The sequence below is a fragment of the Bradyrhizobium sp. LTSP857 genome (assembly GCF_000938285.1).
GTDB lineage: Bacteria > Pseudomonadota > Alphaproteobacteria > Rhizobiales > Xanthobacteraceae > Bradyrhizobium.
Genome location: NZ_JYMS01000046.1, coordinates 80050 through 97646, shown reverse-complemented (window position 1 = coordinate 97646; position 17597 = coordinate 80050). Strand labels below are relative to the sequence as shown.

Genomic DNA, 17597 nt, shown 5'->3' with positions numbered 1-17597 from the left:
CATTCTCACGTCAGGCTCGTGCCCGCGAGCCTGGTTACCGTATCCAAGTGGAGTCGTTGCCCCGCCGCAACATAGGACGCGGTCAAGCGCGACGGAACTACCTCTGAGTGGTTCTCAGTGGAAACTCTTCACGTGCAGCATCCCGGCCACACTTCTGATTCAGAACGGTATTTTAACAGGGTTTCGGCCGTCAGAAGACGAAGGCGGCGGCCCGTTCCAGCCCGGGAAGCACCGGGGCTGCGGCATCGAACAGCGGCCGATAGCCGAATTCGCCGTGGGACCGGGTCACGATCATGGCCCGCGACGGCCTGGATTCGGCGGAGACCCCTACCAGACGACCGCCCTCTCTGAGCTGGCCAAACAACCCTTCCGGCGTCACCTCGGTGGCGCCGTTGAGGACGATCACGTCATAGGGAGCGGCAGCCGAATCGCCGTCGGCGCAGGCGGCGGCCTTGCAGGTCACGTTGGTGAGCCCGATCGCGGCGCAGGCATCCTTGGCTTTCGCCGCCAGTGCCGAATCGCATTCCGTCGCAATGACATGGCGCGCCAGCTTTGCGGTCAGCGCCGCGAGATAGCCGGTGGCGCAGCCGACCACCAGCACGTTGTCGCCCTCGCCGATCTCGGCGGCCTGGAGCAGCTTGCCGGTCAGCGCCGGCTTGATGAGGTACCGCTTGGCGGCCCCCTCGCTCACGTCGAGGTCGAGGTCGAGATAGGCCAGGGCCTGCCTGGTCGCGGGCACAAAGGCCTCGCGCGGAACCGTGAGCATGGCATCGAGAATGCGGCGATCGGTGACGTCAGTGGTGCGCACCTGGCCATCGACCATTTTTTGGCGCGCGGTCGAGAAACCGGACATTTGCGGACCCTGCAATGCGGACGACGCCGCGGACGAAACTTCGCGGCATATTTGGAGCAGGCTCCGCGAAAACGCAACACGTCCGTTGGCCCGGGCGGGCCTACGGGCTCCGCAAGTTACGGCATCGGAAGCGAGATGGCCTATTCGATCGCGACCGCAAGGCGGCCGATCAATGCAGCGACTTCGTCCAGCCGCGCCGAATCGGGTGCCTCGACGGCCCGCGCGAGACAGGCCAGGCATTGATCGTCGCTGAGCTCGGGAATGTCGGCCGGCAGAATAGAGGGGGCCAGCTGGGAACGGTCGACCTGGATGTCTCGCATGGGAATCAGCTCCGTGAAGGCCCGGCCCTGCGAAGCTCGATTCGAATTGAGTCGATTTGGCGTCACCCCGGCGGCAGCGATAGCCCCACCGTACACATCCGCTTGAGAACTTGCGCTTGAGAACTTGCCGCAACGAGATCGCACGTCAGATCAGAGTCTGAATGCAAGCCATTGAAAATGCGGTGAAATTTGGCTCCCCGGGCTGGATTCGAACCAGCGACCATCCGATTAACAGTCGGATGCTCTACCGCTGAGCTACCGAGGAAAAGGCGAACCAGTCGTTCGCGCGCGGCTGCGTATAACAAAGCCGCTTGCGCTTGCAAAGGACGAATTCGTCATCTTCCGCAACGCATCGAGGAAGGGCCTGTACGGCCCCTCCTCCCGGCCATCGAAGGCAAGATTACTCGGCGATGAACGACGTGGTCTTGGTGCCGGAGTCGTAGCGCAGCCGCAGAGCCGTAAACTTGCAGAGGTTGACGTTCTTCCACAGCACGGTCTCGTCGTAGTTCTGCCAGTCGACGCGGATGTTCCAGACGCAGCCCTCGCCATCATCGTCGAACTCGACATAGGTCGAGGCCTGGTTCTGCAAGACCTTGTCGAGCTCGTTGTCCCATTCGTCCAGGCCATCGTCCGGTGCGTTGAAGCCCAGGAATTTGATGGCATAGCCGGTCTCGTTGACGACGGTGACGTTGCGGGCGTCAGCCGCGAAGGACGCCGTGGCGGCGAGTGAAAGACCCACGGCGATCAGTCCAGACAGAAAATACTTCATGTAAATTCCCCCGATCGAAAACGGCTTCCGGCGGCTGACGTCGATCTACGCCGGCGCCGCGGCAACAAATGGCGTTGCCTCAGAGATTCGTCCGGAGCGCGATCGAAAGGTTCAACACGCGATCGACCTGCACTCCGGCTCGTTGCGCGACGCGAGACGCGCAACGAGCCAGTTCTTACCGATTCGAATTCTCCGCAGCAATGAATGGGCATTCATAGATCGGCGGCGTTTGTTTTCTCCGGAGCAGGTGCAGCCACCGGCGTTACCGCGGCACCGTTGCCCTTGCCGGTGACGGCGCCGACCAGTGTCTTCACGGGATCCTCGCCCGGTGCGAAGCCGCTCTGGCGCAGGATCTCGTCGATCATCGGACGCAGCGCGTGCACCTTGAGAAGCTCGCCGGCGAGCCCTTCGCCGAAGCCGACATTGCCGCCCGCCCCGCCATTGCCGCCGAATGCGCCGCCGGTGTGCAGGATGCGGACGTCCTTGAGGTTTCCGATCGGCCTGACCATCTCAGCCAGCGCCAAGGGCATGGTCTCGATCCGCTTCTTGGCGAGCTCGAAGTCGATGACGTTGGCGCCAAGCTTGTTCTGCGCCTCATTCTTGAGCGTGATGATTGCAGCCTCGGCCTCGCCGATGTTCCTGACGCCGACCGCCTTGATCTTGTTGGACTCGGCCTCCGCGGTGGCCGCTGTCTTGGTGGCCTCGGCGCGGTCGAGCGCCGCCTTCTTCTCGGCTTCGGCCGCGACGATCACCTCGGTGGATTTGCGTTCGGCCTCGGTTCGCGCGGCCAGCACCTGCGTGAGACGGGCACGATCGGCGACCTCGACGGCGCGGGCTGTCACGACCTTTTCCTCCGCGGAGACAGCGATGGCTTCCGCGGTCTTGGCTTCGGCGACGGCTTCCGAGGTCTGCTTGCTCTTGGAGGCGATCTGGATTTCGTTCTCTTGCGTCGCGATCTGGATCTCGCGCTGGGCATCGGTCTTGCGCTTGTTGATCGCGAGATCCGACTCGATGACGGCCGTTTCCTTGACCTGCTTGGCGCCGGCCTCCTTCTCGGCGACCGCCCGGTCGGTATCGATGCGGGCGTTCTCCTCGGTGAGGCGGGCGGTCTGCGTCGCGGTCGCGACTTCGGCGCGGGTGCTCGCGGTCTTGTTGGCGATGTCGCGCTCCTGCGACAGCTCGGCCTCCTTCTTGGTGCGCTCGATGGTCAGGGTCTGCTGCCGTGCCTCGAGGTCCTTCTGCGCGATCGCCACTTCGTTGTCGCGCACGATCGAGTTGCGGTCGCGCCGACGCGTCTCGGTGACGGTCTTGAGCTGGGTCAGGCCTTCGGCGTCGAAGAAGTTTTCCGGATTGAAGAATTTGACATCCGTCTGGTCGAGCTTGGTCAGCGACACCGATTCAAGCTCGAGACCGTTGGATTTCACGTCGGACTCCACGGTCGCCTGCACGTGCTTGACGAAATCACTGCGCTTTTCCTGAAGCTCCAGGATGCTCATGGTGGCCGCCACCGAACGCAGGCCGTCGACGAATTTGGCTTCGACCTGGTTACGCAAGGCTTCGGCGTCATTCGTCAGCGCGCCCAGCGTCTGGCTCGCGAGCGCAATGCTCTCATCGTCGGGACGGACGCGCACGTAGAACTCGGCGACGATGTCGACGCGGAGGCGGTCCTTGGTAATCAGGGATTCCCGCTCCTTACGCTCGACGGTGAGCCGCAGCGTCTTCAAATTGACGCTGGCGTAGGAGTGGAAGATCGGCAGGATCATGGCGCCGCCGTCGAGCACGACCTTCTTGCCGCCGAGGCCGGTACGCACGAAGGCCTCGTCGCGCGTGGCGCGCTTGTAGAGGATGGTGAAGACGATCCCGAGGACGACGATCAGCGCGACGCCGATCATGGCCGGGACTGCGATGTCGAACATGACTTTCTCCAATAATGACTTGCTAGCTGCTTAGAGTGGGTTTGGACGGCTTGAGTTCATCGTCGGCCTTGACCGCCACGAAGCGGGTGCCGACGCGATCGACCAGGAGGACCAGCGTTCCCTGCGGCAATGGTCCCGATGCGGGCGCCGCGACCGCCCAGACGAAGTGCCTGTTACCGTGGACGTCGGCGACGCTGACGCGGCCCGGCGGACCCTGGTCGAGCGGGCCGATGACGACCTCACCGACGCGGCCGACGAGATCGCCGAGGCCGACCGCATAGCTTTCATCCTTGGGAATGACCCGCGCGATGGCGCCGCTGGCGGCACGGACCAGCGGAACCGACACCACGATCGCCCCGACCGAGGCGATGGTTGCCGGCAACGGACCGGCGACCATCCGTGCGATGTCCTGGATCAGGAAGCCGGTGATGGAGAAGGCGCCGAGCACCAGCAACAGGAAGATCAGCAGCGGCACGCCGCCAACATTGATCCAGGAAATGGCGTTTATGACGCCGTTGTCGCTGGGGTGGCCGAAATCGATGTTGGTGCCAAGCAGCTCGCTCAGCGAGGCCCCGACCAGCATCGAGACCACCTCGACGGAGCCGACGATGAGGATCATGGCCGCTGCGATCGCGAACGGCCTGACCTCCGGCGACATGACGTGTTCGAGCATTGCGCTCATGACACATGACTCAGGAGCGCGACTTCAACCGGGCCAGCCTCGCTGCAATCTCCTTGTCGCGATGCAACGTGCTGAGCTCGTCGATGTCGCTTGAAAACGGGATAGCTGCGGGAACGCCGGTGGCGCGCGCCACCGCCCTGCCCGCGCGCAGCGCCTTCGCCGCAGCCGATGCACCGCCGGGCTTGCGGGGTGACGTCGAGGCCTGGTGGCTTGCGGCAGCCTCGCTCTTTTCAAGATCGGCGCGGCGCTGCTCGGCATCTTGCAATGCTGACAGCACGGCGCGCAGCGAGGTGACACTATTCTCGATCTTCTCGTTGTTTTCGTCGATGGCGCGGTAGAGCACCTCGAACTGCGCCTCCAGGTCCATCTGCCGTGCGATGCCGGCGCGCGCGAGATCGTCGCGCCCGTCCGCGATCACGCCCTCGATCTTCGCGGTGAGATCGGTCATCTCGCGCTCGATCTCGGTGCGCCTGGCGTTGAGACGGTATTCTTCGGCACGTGCGGCCGCGAGCGCGTCGCGCGCCTCGCCTTCCGCACGTTCGATCTCGCGGATGGCCTGTCCGACCACTCCAAGCTTGTTCTTGCCCTCCGCCTGCTCGATCGCGTCGTAGGCGATCCCGGCGATCAGACGTCCGACCCGTGACAGGAAATTTTCGGGAGCGGCAGCGATGGTATCCATGGCGTTCTCCTCCTCTGGCAGATTGTTCGGCGTGACGCCGTAGTGAACCTCGAAACCGTCGTCGGTGCGGATGAGGTGCGCGGGCGCGCTCTGCCCCCAGCCCTCCGCGTAGCCGGCATAGTCGAAGGGCACGCTGAAGCGCCCTTGCACGGTCGCAATCGAAATGGTGGCGGGCCCCTTGATCTTGGCGAGCTTGTCGTCGAGCGGCAGACGGCGGCCTTGCGCGGCGCGATAGTCGGCGCGGTCCCGCAGGCCCAGGGTCACCAGGCGCGAGGGCAGCGCGGTTTCTCTCCGGATCGGCTCATAGGCATGGGCATGCAGCAGGACGACGTTGGAGCCGACGTTATGGCTCCGCGCGACCTCGTCCAGAATCTCCATCATGCGGTCATAAGCCCTAAACGTCGCCTCCATCGCGGCCTTGGCGGCCGGGTCAGGGGCAAGCCTGTATCGAAGCGCCGATGGCGCATTTCGGGGCGACGGGCTCATGGAAAGCACTAAAGCACCATTTTGGTGCTTTACAAGGGGGAAGGTCGATCACATTCCACTGATCCTTATGCACTCTATGGATTAGTCGCTGGCCGTGGGCGACGCGTTCAAGGTGGGGCAATCACCCCTAGATCACCGCCGATCAAGACTTCTTGCACGCGCGGGTTGCAGTTTGAGGCGAAGTCGAGAGAGCTTTTGACAGCCCCGGTGCCGTTCCCTTCACGTCGTTGGAGCCTTGGGTCGCCGTCATCCTGAGGCGCGAGCGATGGGGCGCGATGCGCCCCATCGGGAGCCTAGAAGGATGAGCGGCCGGGATGCAGCCGGGCCGTTCACCCTTCGAGGCCTCCGCTTCGCTCCGGCACCTCAGGATGACGGGTGATGGGCAGTGCGCGTTATGTGCAGGCCGACACAGATCTGCGTCCTCGCGACTTGCTTCGCCCGAGCTTTGCTTCATCTCACCCCCTCCTCCGTCAGAGGGCGCAGGGAAGACCGGGTGCCGGCTGGCACCCGCGGTCCACTGTGCGAAGGTTGCGCTACAAGAGGCTGCACAGCGGCATACAGGTGAAGCCAAACAACCGGCCTTCCCTGCGTAGTGATTTGACGGCTTATGCCGAGCTCTCCCCGGGGAGCGATGCACTATTGCCCCCGTCGCCTTACGGATCACTGACGCGTGCGCCCGGTCGGGCAGCACACATCACCACAAGACTTGGCGCACAGACCCCGGGCGCCAGGACGACTCGGTTTTGCCGTACGCGGACCGCACCGGTCGTGTGCGCGATGCCTTCGCTCACGGTGTCCCGCCCTGCGAAGCCTATCGCGCCGACGCGGTCCAGCGTCCACCACGGCTCATCCCGCGTTTCGTGACGATCGCGATACGCCCCTCTGACTGGGATGAGGTGGCGCTTGAATACGAGAAAACAGAATTTCGGTAAAGTGGAATATTTTCGCGAGAGCGGATTGACCCGTTGTTTGTGTGTTTTGCCCGACAGGCAACGCAAGGGGTTGTAGCCCGGATGAGCGAAGCGACATCCGGGATTCTGGCGACCAGCGGTCCCGGATATCGCTTCGCTCATCCGGGCTACGAAAGACGGACTGTTACGGCCGCCGGCACACCAGGTCGATCTCGATCAGCGCGTCGTAGGCAAGCCCGGTGACGCCGACACAGGTGCGGGCCGGCAGGCGGCCGGGTGCGAAGTACGTGCGGTAGGTCTCGTTCATCGCCGTGTAGTCTTCCTTGAAGCGCGTGAGGTAGATCCGCGTCATCACAACGTGCTCGAGGCCGAGATCCAGACCCCCGAGCACCACCTTCAAATTCTCCATCACCGCGTGGGTCTGCTCGACGATGCCATCGGGCAGCACACCCGGCGCTTGCGGCGTATCCGGCATCTGGCCGGTGACGAAGACAAAACCGTCGGTCTCGACAGCGTGGCTGAAGGGCGCGACCGGCTTCGGTCCGCCGCTGATCATGTGGAATTTCACTTGATTGTCCTTGCTTAGGGCGCGCGCTTTAAGGGGAGTTTTGGAACAGACGCTTGCTGATGATGGCGTGCACGCCCCAATTGCCGTCTACCACCTGGGTCACGCCGAAATCGACGGCGGCCGACATCAGCGCGATCGCCTCGTCCTCGCTGAGACCCTTCACGTTCATCAGGAAGCGCCGCATCTTGCGGAACGCGTCCTTCATGGCGAGGTCGAGCGAGGACTTTGCGTAGACCTCGCTCTGCCCTTGCGCGCCGAACTCGGCGAGATAGTTGGGATGGCTGAAGCCGGTCAGCACCCAATCGGTCGCGGTCTCGATCAAGGGATAGCTGAGATCGGCGAACGGTTGGCCTGCGAGATCGGCCTTCTTGTGCAGGATCACCTCGAACGTTCCGGTCATCGAGCATTCGATTGCCGTGCCGCTCAACTCGCCGTCGCCTTGCGCGGCATGGGGATCGCCGACCGACAACAACGCGCCGGGCACGGAGACCGGAAGATAGACGCTCGCCCCCTTCCCCAGCCGCCAATTGTCGAGATTGCCGCCAAAATAGGACGGCGGCACAGAGTCGATGAAATCGACCTCGCGCGGCGCCACCGCGATCACGCCGAAATGCGGACGCAGGGGAATGCGGATGCCGTCGAGCACATCGTGGCGGCGCTTCACCGTGCCGGGCAAGACGGGAATACCGGGATAGTCGTAAGTGGGGTGAACGACGCCGAACGGATCGGTCTGCGGCTCCCAACGATAGGAATAGAGCGCGCGGGCATGCGGCGCATCCGTGTCGTCGAAGATCTCGTAGATCGTCACCGCCTCGCGCGGCTTCGGCCCTGACAGGAACTCGTCGTAATGATAGCCCCACCAGGCTGCGACCGAAGAGCCGAACACACGGCCAGCATGCTTGGGATGGCGGCTCGCGCGCGGCACGATGTCGAGTATTCGCACTTCCAGCACGTCGCCGGGCTGGGCGTCCTTCACCGCCACGGGCCCCGTGCAGATGTGCACGCCAAACCCCTCGCCGGCACCGCGACCGAACACGCTGGCGTCCATCGGGCCCGCGCCGCGGCGGTCCACGTTCTTCTTGTCCCGTGTCCAGCCGAACACGCTCTCTGCGGCGGCATCGCCCGCGATCATCAGTTCGGGATCGTCGGAGGCATGCTGCGTCAGCGTCTCGATAGTGATGGTATCGCCCGAGGTGATCTCGAGCTGCGGCGAGAGCGAGCGGCTGAAATAACCCCAATGAACCCGGCTGGCCTCGATCGGAAGATGGTGGTGCTTGCGTCCGGCCGCTCTCGGCGCATCGGAGTCAGCGCGGGCGACGTTGCTGCGCGCCTCCGCACCCGCCTGATGCACGCGAAGCTGCGCCAGCGCATCCTGTGGCCAGCCGCGCTGACCGGTGATCCCGTGCTGCGTCGTCGCGCGCTCCGCCTCCTGCTGGCGAAACTCGCGTGGCGGCAGGCCGAAGCGATGGCGAAAGGCGCGGCTGAAATGCGCGGAATCGCCAAAGCCATAGGCGTAGGCGATCTCCGAAATCGAGCGATGCGCTTCGGTCGGGTTGGACAGGCCGGCCCAGGCACGCTGGAGCCGGCGCTCGCGGACGTAATGGGTAAAGTTGTCGCCGACCGTCTCGAACAACTTTTGCAGATAGCGCTCGGAAATCCCCTCGGCCTGGGCGACACGGGCTGGCACCAGTTCGGGATCGTCGAGCCTGCGCTCGATGGTCTGGCAGATCCGGTGCAGCAGCGCGGCCTGCGTCGCGCTCGATCCGGCATCTGACGTCGAGGCCGCTAGTTGATGCGCGAGCGTCAGAAGCAGGTCAACGAGCGACTGCGCAACCGCATTCCATTCGGCATCGCTCAACGTATCAAGCGTGCGCGCGGTGGCATCGAGCAGGCGCGCGAACACATCGGCAAAGCCGCTGGGCGGAACGACCCGGGGCTCGCCGAGCCGTGGCTTGCCCGACAGACGTCCGTGCAGCGCTTCAGACGTCACCGCCAACACGATGGCGCGCATGTCGCGCTGGAACACGATGCTCCAGTCCCCGCTCCGCGGCAGCAGCACAAGATGGCCGACCGGAACGATGCGATGGCCGCCCGCGCTCTTGAGCACCATGCCGTCTTCGACCGGCATCAGGGCGATCGGCAGGTCTTCGTTCGATTGCGAGAGCGGACCAACGCTCTGTGCGCCCGCGGCCATGCGCGTCAGCGCGACGCCCGCGGCGTGGCGATGCGACGCTGTCGCGTGACCGTCATTGAAGGCGTGACCGCCCGCGGGTTGCAGGCCAATCGCAGCCAGCACGTCCCGCCAGGCTTCGGGGCGGTCGTCTTGCGCATAGGACTCGCTTGTGAAGGGACGGAAGCTCATCGGATCGACCCAGATTGCAGTCGATCGAAGCAACCTCTGTGCCAGACGAGCGCGCTCATCCGTCGCAGCGACGGGCCGCAAATGACGATCGCTGCTCATCCTCTCATCCCGAAAACAGGCTTCGCTTCAACGCATTAGTCGCACCGAAAGATGTTCTTGCGGATTGTGCCGTGGACGCCCCAATTGGCATCGACCACCTGGGTGACGCCGAAATCGGCGCCGACCGATAGCAGCGAGATCGCTTCGTCTTCGCTGAGGCCGTGCACGGTCATCAGGAACCGCCGGAGCTTGCGGAACGCATCGCGCATCGCACGGTCGAGACTGCTGTGATTGGCAATCTCGGTTTGTGCGTCGGCGCCGAGTGCTGCGAGATAGTTCGGATAGGTGAAGCCGTAGAACGACCAGGCCTGATCGGTCTCCAGCATCGGATGATCGAGACCTTCGAGGCTGGTGCCGGCAATGTCGGCCTTCTTGTGCAGGATGAACTCGAAATCGCCGGTCAGCGACGTCTCGATCGCGGTGCCGCCAAGCTCGCTGTCGCCTTGGGCCGCGTGGGGATCGCCGACCGAGAAATAGGCGCCGGGAACCGCGACTGGATAGAACATCTGGGCGCCCTTGCCGATGCGCCAGTCGTCGATATTGCCGCCGGTGTAGCTCGGTGGAATCGAGCTGACAAAATCGGCTTCCGAAGGGGCAAGGCCCATGGTGCCGAAGTGCAGCCGCGCCGGCACCTTCACGCTTGCGAGGATGTTCTCGCGCTTCCTGATGGTGGCGTGATCGACGCGCACGCCGGGATAATCGATGGTCGGATGCACGATGCCGTCAGGATCGGTCTGCGGCGTCCAGACGTAATTGTAGACGGCCTTCGCGTAGGGCTCGCCCGAGGTATCGAGCTCGAAGATGGTGACGACCTCGCGCGGCTTCGGCTCCTCGATCAGGTCGTGAAAGTGAAAGCCCCAGTTGGCCGCGACGTTGGAGCCGAAGCAGCGGCCGGCATGACAGGCGCTACAGCTCGGCCGCGGCCGGACGTCGAGAATGCGCACTTCGAGGATATCGCCAGGCTCGGCGCCTTCGATCGCGACCGGACCGGTCAACAGATGCACGCCGATCCCCTCGCCTGCGCCGCGGATGAAGGGGCCTTCGACGGGACCTGAGCCACGGCGCGCCACCGCCTTGTGCTCGCGGGTCCACTGGAACACGCTCTCGGCGCCCGGATCACCAGCGATCATCCGCTCGTAATCGTCATTGGCGTGATGGGTCAGTGTCTCGATGGTGGCGCGATCACCGGAGCGCAGCGTCAGGGACGGCGCGACTTTCTTGGAGAAATAGCCCCAGTGAACGGTTTTCGGCGAAACCGGCAGCGTGAAGTGTTTCATGACGTGGCCTCTTCGGGAGTCTTGAACCTGGCGGAGACAGCGCTCATCGCACCGCCTCCGGAGTCTTGTCGGCTTCCATGACGCTGAGGAAACGCGCGGTCAGCGGATTGCGGGGATTGGTGAGCACCTCATGCGCCGGTCCCTCCTCGATGATCGACCCGCCGCTTAAGAAAGCGACGCGGTCGGCGACTTCATCGGCAAAACGGATCTGGTGCGTCGAGATGATCATGGTGAGGCCGTCGTCGATGGCGAGGCGGCGGATCACCTCCAACACCTCGTTGACGAGCTCGGGGTCGAGCGCGGAGGTCGGCTCGTCCAGCAGCAGCACGCTCGGGTTCGGCGCGAGCGCACGCGCGATGGCGACGCGCTGTTGCTGGCCGCCGGAGAGATGGCGCGGCAGCGCATCGGCGCGATGGGTCAGGCCAACGCGCTCGAGCAGCTCGGCGGCGCGGCGGTCGGCATCGATCCTGGTCATGCCGTGGACCCATCGCAGAGGCCCGGCAATGTTCTCCTTGGCCGAGAGGTGCGCGAACAGGTTGAACTGCTGGAACACCATTCCGACGCCGACGGTCGCCCGCTCATTGGCGATGGCCCGCGGCGACAGCAGCTTGCCGTCGTCATCAAAACCGAGGCGGCCGCCGACGCGCACGGTGCCTCCATCCCAGCTTTCGAGATGGTTGATGCAGCGGAGCAGCGTGCTCTTACCGGAGCCGCTGGGTCCGAGCAGCGCGACGACCTCGCCGATGCGGACGGTGAGATCGAGGCCACCGAGCACCTTTTGCGTACCGTAGCTCTTGGTGAGGTCCTTGGTCTCGACCGCGATGTTGTTACGCGCGATCGTCACCGCGCGCCGGGTCCGCTCCTCGCGGGTCAAGGCCAGCGGCGGCGTGTCGGTGAGTTCCGCCTGCACGGGATCAGCGACGGTCGCGCCGGCAGGCTCGAGTGTGGTCGCGAGATCGACGCGACGCCAGGGCAAATAATCGGCCAGCTTGCGCTCACGGCCCTTGGCCCGGTCGAGATCGAGCAGCCATTCGACGAAAAGCTGGATGACGCTGATGGCAAAGGTTAGCACGAGGTACAAAAGGCCCGAGGCGAAGAATATCGAGAAGAAGTCGAAGGTCGAGGATGCAAGCTGGGTCGAGCGCAGCGTCAGCTCCTGGACCGCGACGACGGAGGCGAGCGAGGAATTCTTCAGCGCGCTGACGGCCTCATTGCCGAACGCGGGGATCATGGTGCGGATTGCCTGCGGCGCGATCACCCGGCGCATCAGCACCGACGGCGTCATGCCGAGCGCCTGCCCCGCCGTCACCTGCCCGCGGTCAACGCCGAGCACGCCGGCGCGCAGCATCTCCGCGATGAACGGCGCCTCGTTGCAGGCAAGCGCGAGGCCGGCGGCCAGCACCGCCGGCAGCTTGATGCCGATATGCGGCAGCGCGTCGTAGGCGAACACCATCTGGAGGATCAGCGGCGTGCCGCGGAAGATCACGGTGTAGGCCCGGGCGATTGCCGCCAGCAGCCAGAAGCGGGAGAGCTGCATGCCGGCGAGGATCAATCCGAGGATCAATCCGCCGCCGAGCCCGAGGGCAGTCACCTCGAGGGTGAGCTCGATGCCCTCGAGCAGATACGGCATGCTCAGGTAATGGAGGAACAGCGACATCAGTCAGCCGTCAGAATGTCAGGCTCCTTGAAGTTGTTCACGTCGAGCCCATGCTTCTTCAGAAGCTCCATATGCGTGCCGGCCTTCTGCACCTCGATCAACGCGGCGAGCACGGCGTCACGGAATTTCGGCTTGTCCTTGGGAACGGCGATGCCGACCGAATACGGGATCGTCACCGCGATCGCCTTCTCCAGCTTGTCCGGATAGGCCTTGACCGCGCTGTCGACGGTGTTGACGTCGTTGACATAGGTGTCGGCGCGGCCGGCGAGGATCGCCTGGATGCAGTTGGCATTGTTGTCATAGAGCTGGACCGTGGGCTCGGGCTTGCCGGCCTTCTTGCACTCCGGCATCAGGGCCTGGATCAGGGGCACTTCGACATAGCCGGTGTTCTCGGCGGCAGCCGCGCCGCACATCGACATGTTGATGCCGTTGATGCCCTTCGGATTGCCCTTGGCGACCAGTACGCCGTCGAACACCTTTGAATAGGTGATGAAGTCGGCGGCTTTCGCGCGCTCCTTGGTGGCGTAGATGTCGGAGATGACGATATCGGCTTGTCCCGCGGCAAGCGTGGTCAGGAGGGCGGCAAACGTCACCGGCTTGTAGGTCAGCTTGAAGCCGAGGCATTCCCCGATGGCCTCGCCGATGTCGATGTCGAAGCCGATATATTTGTTGGGATCCTTCGGGTCGATCGTCTCATACCCCGGCGTGTGTGGGTTGATGGCGTTGACGAGCGTCTTGCCCTTCCAGTCCGGATATTTTTCCTGAAGCGCGACGCAGGCCGCAGGCGCCGCGGCTTGCGCACTCAGTGGTGCTGCGGCGAGAGCGCCGAAAGCAATGAGGGCGCCGAGCGCGACCTTGCGCCACGGCAACGATGCACGCGCCATTCCCCGGTGCGTCTGGGACAAAACCCGTCTCTCCATGTCCAGCTCCTTCGAATTGTCATGGCAATGGCCATGTTCCAAAACTCGGGAGCGAGCCTAGGGGGAGAGCGGATGGGAAAGCTTGTCCGCGGGCGTACAATAAATTGGATGGGGTGGGCCTGTGAATTGGGCAAGCCGCTGCACAAAAACTGTTCGCTGGCGCAAAGCGCCGCAGGACGGGATTCCGAATTCGGGAGAACCAAATAATCTCGAATCATGCAGGGATCTGCACGATGAGGGAATCATTCGGTGAGGCGATTTAACAGAGATATGACGCCCTGAAGACGTATCTGCGACTGACATCGGCGGGACATCACCGTCTTCCACAGCCTGTCCGCAGCATATCCACAGGCCGACTATGCCGGATTCGCGAGCGCGCATGAGCTACTTGCTGCGCACAAATCCACAGACCGGCTATGTCAGCCGCCGGCCTGATCAAACACGGTGCGGCAAGCCTCGCTCAAGCTTGATCGGTTACGTCGCAGGCACGCCGTGATGGCGCGGACGTTGGGGATTTCGCCGGCGCAAAGCCGATAGACGTCGGGGCTGCAGGCCCGGCGCTGCTCAGGGGTACCCGGCTCCGCGTGGGCGACGGTGGCAAACAGCGTCAGAAACAGCCCGACCGTCGAAGCGCGACGCGCCCGGCTCCTCACACCCGCAAACCGCAAGAACCTCGCCTTCATGACCGCTCTCCTGTCCGCTCTACCCGCCGGCCTGCGTCGGCCGGTGTGTGCAAAGAGGTAGGAGGAATAAATCGCGGTGAATGTGATCTCTTTCACACTGGCAGCCGGCCCAGCTTGCCTAAATTTGCGCGGGGATTTTTCAGGAATCGCTAACCAACCGGGACCCGATCGCCGGATCGTTAAAATGCGAACGATCGGCTCAATCGGGAAACAAACCGGCTCTGCGACAGTGCGCCATCCGAGTTCCGGAGGGTGTGATGAGCGAAGCCGAATTCAACTTGCTGCTGGACACCGTCCGCGACGCCATGGTCCTGGAAGAATTGGCGTTCGGGCCGGAGGAGGAATTCGTGCCCCGCTCGTGGAGCTTCGACGCGACGCCCAAGGCCGCGAATGACAACGAGGGCGCCTGGCCCCTCCTGCCCTTTCCGGACAGCTGGTACGCGTCCTGCTGAGACCGTTTAGCCAGACCTTGCGAACGGACGCGTAAACTGCGCGTCCGCGCGGCCCGCGATCAATTCTTGACGCTCTCCTCGCCATCCTGCGGCGCCCTGTCGGGTTCGGCCGGTGGGAAGATGCTGTCATAGATCGCACGGGCCTCGCGAATGAGGCGAGCCCGCTCCAGCTCAGATTTCGGGACAAATCGGACGACGTCGCTCACGTGCTCTCCAGCGCTCGATTGTTGGGACTGCAATTCCTTCGCAGATGCGAAGTCTATGCCATCGGGCCTGAATCGGGGGTTTCCAGCAAGCCCCGGGCAAACCCGGTAACCGCGCACAGGCAGGCTCTGTCCGCCGGTTGGCGGAACCCACGCCGAGCTCGAATTTGCACTGAAATATCAGAGGCTTGTGATGGAGGCCACGTCGGGACTCGAACCCGAGTAAACGGTTTTGCAGACCGGCGCGTAACCACTCCGCCACGTGGCCCCAACGAGGGCGGAGCAATATAGGGGATCAAGGGTTTAGGCAACCCCGAGCCGGCTATGCCCTCGCCTCGCCACCGAGGTATCGGCCGAGAATCTCGTCGGTCGTGCCGGCTGCGGTGATACGGCCTTCTTGCAGCAGGATCGCGCGGTTGCAGGTGCTCTTGATCAGATCAATGTCGTGCGAGGCCAGCACCAAAATGCCGGCGCGCGCCACGATCTCATCGAGCCGCTGGCGTGCCTTCTTCCGGAACTGCTGGTCGCCGACGCCGATCCATTCGTCGAGCAGAACGATCTCGCCTTCGACGGCGGTCGCGACCGCGAAGATCAGGCGCAGCATCATGCCGCTGGAATAGGTGCGCAGCGGCAGGTCGAGCCGGTCGCCGAGCTCGGTGAATTCGGCGATCTCCGCGCGCCGCGCGTCGATCTCGGTGCGCCGTGCGCCGATCACGAGGCCGCGGCGCATGATGTTCTCGTAGCCGGTGGCCTCCTCGTCGAAGCCGGCCGACAGGTCGAACAGCGACAGGCAGCGGCCGAGCACGTCGACGTCGCCTACCGTCGGATGGTAGATCCCGGCCAGGACCCTCAGCAACGTGGTCTTTCCGGCGCCATTGGCGCCGACGATGGCGACGCGGTCGCCGGCACGGATATCGAGATTGATATCGTTCAACGCGCTGACGATGTGCGGGCGCGGCGCCTCCCGGCGCAGCGTCACGGCACGAACGAACCGGCTGCGCAGCGAACGGTCGCGGAACGACAGCACCGGAAAATTGACCGAAACGTTGCGAAGCACGATGTGGGCTTGGGGGCTCATCCGCGCCTCACAGCCAGTACGCCACGCGGTGGCGGTACCTTGCGTAGCAGCCGAGGCCGATCACGGCCATCGCGATCGCATAGGCCAGCCCGAGCAACCACTGCTCCGCATCCGTCGGCTGCGACAACAGCGGCTTGCGCACGAGATCGAGCAGTGTCGCGAACGGATTGACCCGCGTCAGCCAGTGGAACGCGGTGCCGCGCACGCTGTCCTCGGTCCAGATGATCGGCGTGAGGAAGAAGATGAATTGCAGGCCGCTGACGATCGCCGAGCCGATGTCGCGAAACCGCGCGCAGAGCATGCCGAGCGCGACCGAGCCGCCGAGGAGCACGACCAGCAGAATCGCAAAGCCTGGCACGACGAGCATGATGTTCCAGTGCAGTGGCCATGGCATCACGACATAAAGCAGGACCACGATCACCAGATGATGCGCGAAGATCAGGACGTTGCGCGCGATCATCTGCAATACATGCACGATCAGCGGCGCCGGCACCGCCTTGATCAGGTGACCGGAGGCCACGAAGATGTTGGACCCCTCCTGGAGCGTCGTGGCGATCAGGGTCCAGACGATCAAGCCGACCGCGAAAGGCGGCAGGAACCCCGTGATCTCCTGCTTGAACAGCGCCGCATAGACTGTGCCGACGCTGACGATCGTCGCCGCGAGCGTCAGCGTGATCCAGAGCGGGCCGATCACGGTGCGCCGGTAGCGCAGCGAGATGTCCATCAGGGCGAGCGTGCCCCAACGATCGAACTGCGCCGCCTGGGCCAGGATCTCCTTCGCTGCGCTCTGAATACGGTTGCCCCTTTTTGCATTCCGGATTTTACGACGCTGCAACAGGATAGCAGGTCACGGGCCTGTCGGCCGGTGGTCTGTATCTGCCCGCTCCACGGGGGGCAATCAACCGTACGGATGAGGTGGGCTGGAGCTAGGCTCGTTTGCCGCGCCGGACACCGCGTCGGCGGTCCTTCACCGGCGGCTTGGGCGCCAAGCCCGGCATCTCGGCCTGGACCTCGCGGTAGCGTGTTAACAGCCGTTCAAAACTGGCATTCAGCGTCTCGGCAATGTCAGGGCGCCGCTCCAGGCCGGCCAGAATCGTCGCGGCCGCCTCGATAGTCGACAGTCCGTCCTTGCGCGGCTCCTTGCGCAAGCGCCCGTAGCGCGAGGGACGCGACGGGTTGAGGATCACGCGTTGGCATTTCAGCATCCAGGGGTTGCGCCACCACAGCGCCTTGGCCTGGCTCCAGGTGCCGTCGAGGAGCACCACACCTTCGAGCTTGCCGAGGATGGCGCGCTGGTTCTCGGCGATCTCGCCCTTGCGGGTCAGGGCCACGATCTCGCCCTCGGCCTCGAGATCGGCCGCGCGCGCCGAGCCGAGATAGAGCACGCCCCAGTGCGACGCATTGTCGACGGGATGCCCGAGCGCCTTGGACAGGCTCGGCCAGGACAGGCCCACCCGCAAAGTCGCCTTGGGGAAATGCTTCGCAGTCAGCCGCGCGGTGCCGAGCGCCCTGTCCTGCTCCTGCGGATGCTGGAGGATCAGAAGCCCGAGGCGGCTCTGGATCGGCGTAACACTGTCGCAGATGCACAGCGGCATCGGCTTCTGGCAGTGCGGACATTCGGGGATCGGCTCGGGCGCCGCAGCGGTCAGGTCTGATGGGTTGGACATGACCGCCGCTATACG

Annotated in this window: 17 protein-coding genes and 2 tRNA genes; 1 reads left to right on the top strand and 18 read right to left on the bottom strand. The window is 64.2% G+C overall.

The window, feature by feature from the left end; genetic code table 11:
- Positions 1-190 precede the first annotated feature (190 nt).
- The 13 genes from UP06_RS29885 to UP06_RS29825 all read right to left on the bottom strand — a co-directional run bounded on the left by UP06_RS29885 (position 191) and on the right by UP06_RS29825 (position 14182).
- Complete coding sequence (locus UP06_RS29885; RefSeq protein ID WP_045007282.1) at positions 191-853, bottom strand: protein-L-isoaspartate O-methyltransferase family protein; 663 nt, start codon at positions 851-853, stop codon at positions 191-193.
- A 140-nt stretch (positions 854-993) separates the two neighbouring features.
- Complete coding sequence (locus UP06_RS29880; protein ID WP_045007281.1) at positions 994-1173, bottom strand: hypothetical protein; 180 nt, start codon at positions 1171-1173, stop codon at positions 994-996.
- Positions 1174-1363: 190 nt separating this feature from the next.
- Positions 1364-1438: transfer RNA gene (locus UP06_RS29875), tRNA-Asn, on the bottom strand.
- Positions 1439-1573: 135 nt separating this feature from the next.
- The gene (locus UP06_RS29870; protein WP_045007280.1) at positions 1574-1942 is read right to left on the bottom strand and encodes a hypothetical protein; all 369 of its coding nucleotides are present in this window, start codon (positions 1940-1942) and stop codon (positions 1574-1576) included.
- Positions 1943-2154: 212 nt separating this feature from the next.
- Positions 2155-3858, bottom strand: coding sequence for a flotillin family protein (locus UP06_RS29865; protein ID WP_045007279.1), 1704 nt, complete (start codon positions 3856-3858; stop codon positions 2155-2157).
- Between the two features lie 22 nt (positions 3859-3880).
- Positions 3881-4540: an OB-fold-containig protein gene (locus UP06_RS29860; protein ID WP_045007278.1), complete on the bottom strand. Its 660-nt coding sequence runs from the start codon at positions 4538-4540 to the stop codon at positions 3881-3883.
- A gap of 10 nt (positions 4541-4550) precedes the next feature.
- On the bottom strand, positions 4551-5714 hold the full coding sequence (locus UP06_RS29855) for a PspA/IM30 family protein (RefSeq protein ID WP_045007277.1): 1164 nt from the start codon (positions 5712-5714) through the stop codon (positions 4551-4553).
- A gap of 1086 nt (positions 5715-6800) precedes the next feature.
- Positions 6801-7184 (bottom strand): RidA family protein, encoded by a 384-nt coding sequence (locus UP06_RS29850; protein WP_045007276.1) that lies wholly within the window; start codon positions 7182-7184, stop codon positions 6801-6803.
- A gap of 28 nt (positions 7185-7212) precedes the next feature.
- Positions 7213-9546 carry an acetamidase/formamidase family protein gene (locus UP06_RS29845; protein WP_045007275.1) on the bottom strand — a complete coding sequence of 778 codons (2334 nt, stop codon included), beginning with the start codon at positions 9544-9546 and terminating at the stop codon, positions 7213-7215.
- A gap of 134 nt (positions 9547-9680) precedes the next feature.
- A complete protein-coding gene (locus UP06_RS29840; RefSeq protein ID WP_045007274.1) occupies positions 9681-10922 on the bottom strand; it encodes an acetamidase/formamidase family protein in 1242 nt (413 codons plus the stop codon).
- A 43-nt stretch (positions 10923-10965) separates the two neighbouring features.
- Complete coding sequence (locus UP06_RS29835) at positions 10966-12579, bottom strand: amino acid ABC transporter permease/ATP-binding protein (protein WP_045007273.1); 1614 nt, start codon at positions 12577-12579, stop codon at positions 10966-10968.
- Positions 12579-13463 carry an ABC transporter substrate-binding protein gene (locus tag UP06_RS29830; RefSeq protein ID WP_197087433.1) on the bottom strand — a complete coding sequence of 295 codons (885 nt, stop codon included), beginning with the start codon at positions 13461-13463 and terminating at the stop codon, positions 12579-12581. Before UP06_RS29830 ends, UP06_RS29835 begins: the two co-directional genes overlap by 1 nt.
- A 455-nt stretch (positions 13464-13918) precedes the next feature.
- A complete protein-coding gene (locus UP06_RS29825; RefSeq protein WP_045007610.1) occupies positions 13919-14182 on the bottom strand; it encodes a hypothetical protein in 264 nt (87 codons plus the stop codon).
- 257 nt (positions 14183-14439) lie between these two features.
- Between UP06_RS29825 and UP06_RS29820 the strand changes: the two genes are divergently transcribed.
- Positions 14440-14634, top strand: a complete 195-nt coding sequence (locus tag UP06_RS29820; RefSeq protein ID WP_045007271.1) for a hypothetical protein — start codon at positions 14440-14442, stop codon at positions 14632-14634.
- A 59-nt stretch (positions 14635-14693) separates the two neighbouring features.
- Here UP06_RS29820 and UP06_RS41690 read toward each other — a convergent pair whose 3' ends face one another.
- The 5 genes from UP06_RS41690 to UP06_RS29800 all read right to left on the bottom strand — a co-directional run bounded on the left by UP06_RS41690 (position 14694) and on the right by UP06_RS29800 (position 17582).
- Positions 14694-14840 carry a hypothetical protein gene (locus UP06_RS41690; protein WP_197087424.1) on the bottom strand — a complete coding sequence of 49 codons (147 nt, stop codon included), beginning with the start codon at positions 14838-14840 and terminating at the stop codon, positions 14694-14696.
- Between the two features lie 191 nt (positions 14841-15031).
- Positions 15032-15105: transfer RNA gene (locus UP06_RS29815), tRNA-Cys, on the bottom strand.
- Positions 15106-15159: 54 nt separating this feature from the next.
- Entirely contained in the window at positions 15160-15915 is a 756-nt protein-coding gene (locus UP06_RS29810; RefSeq protein ID WP_045007270.1) for an ABC transporter ATP-binding protein, read from the bottom strand.
- Between the two features lie 7 nt (positions 15916-15922).
- Entirely contained in the window at positions 15923-16750 is an 828-nt protein-coding gene (locus UP06_RS29805; RefSeq protein ID WP_245305586.1) for an ABC transporter permease, read from the bottom strand.
- Positions 16751-16841: 91 nt separating this feature from the next.
- Entirely contained in the window at positions 16842-17582 is a 741-nt protein-coding gene (locus tag UP06_RS29800) for a tRNA-uridine aminocarboxypropyltransferase (protein WP_045007268.1), read from the bottom strand.
- Between the last annotated feature and the right edge of the window lie 15 nt (positions 17583-17597).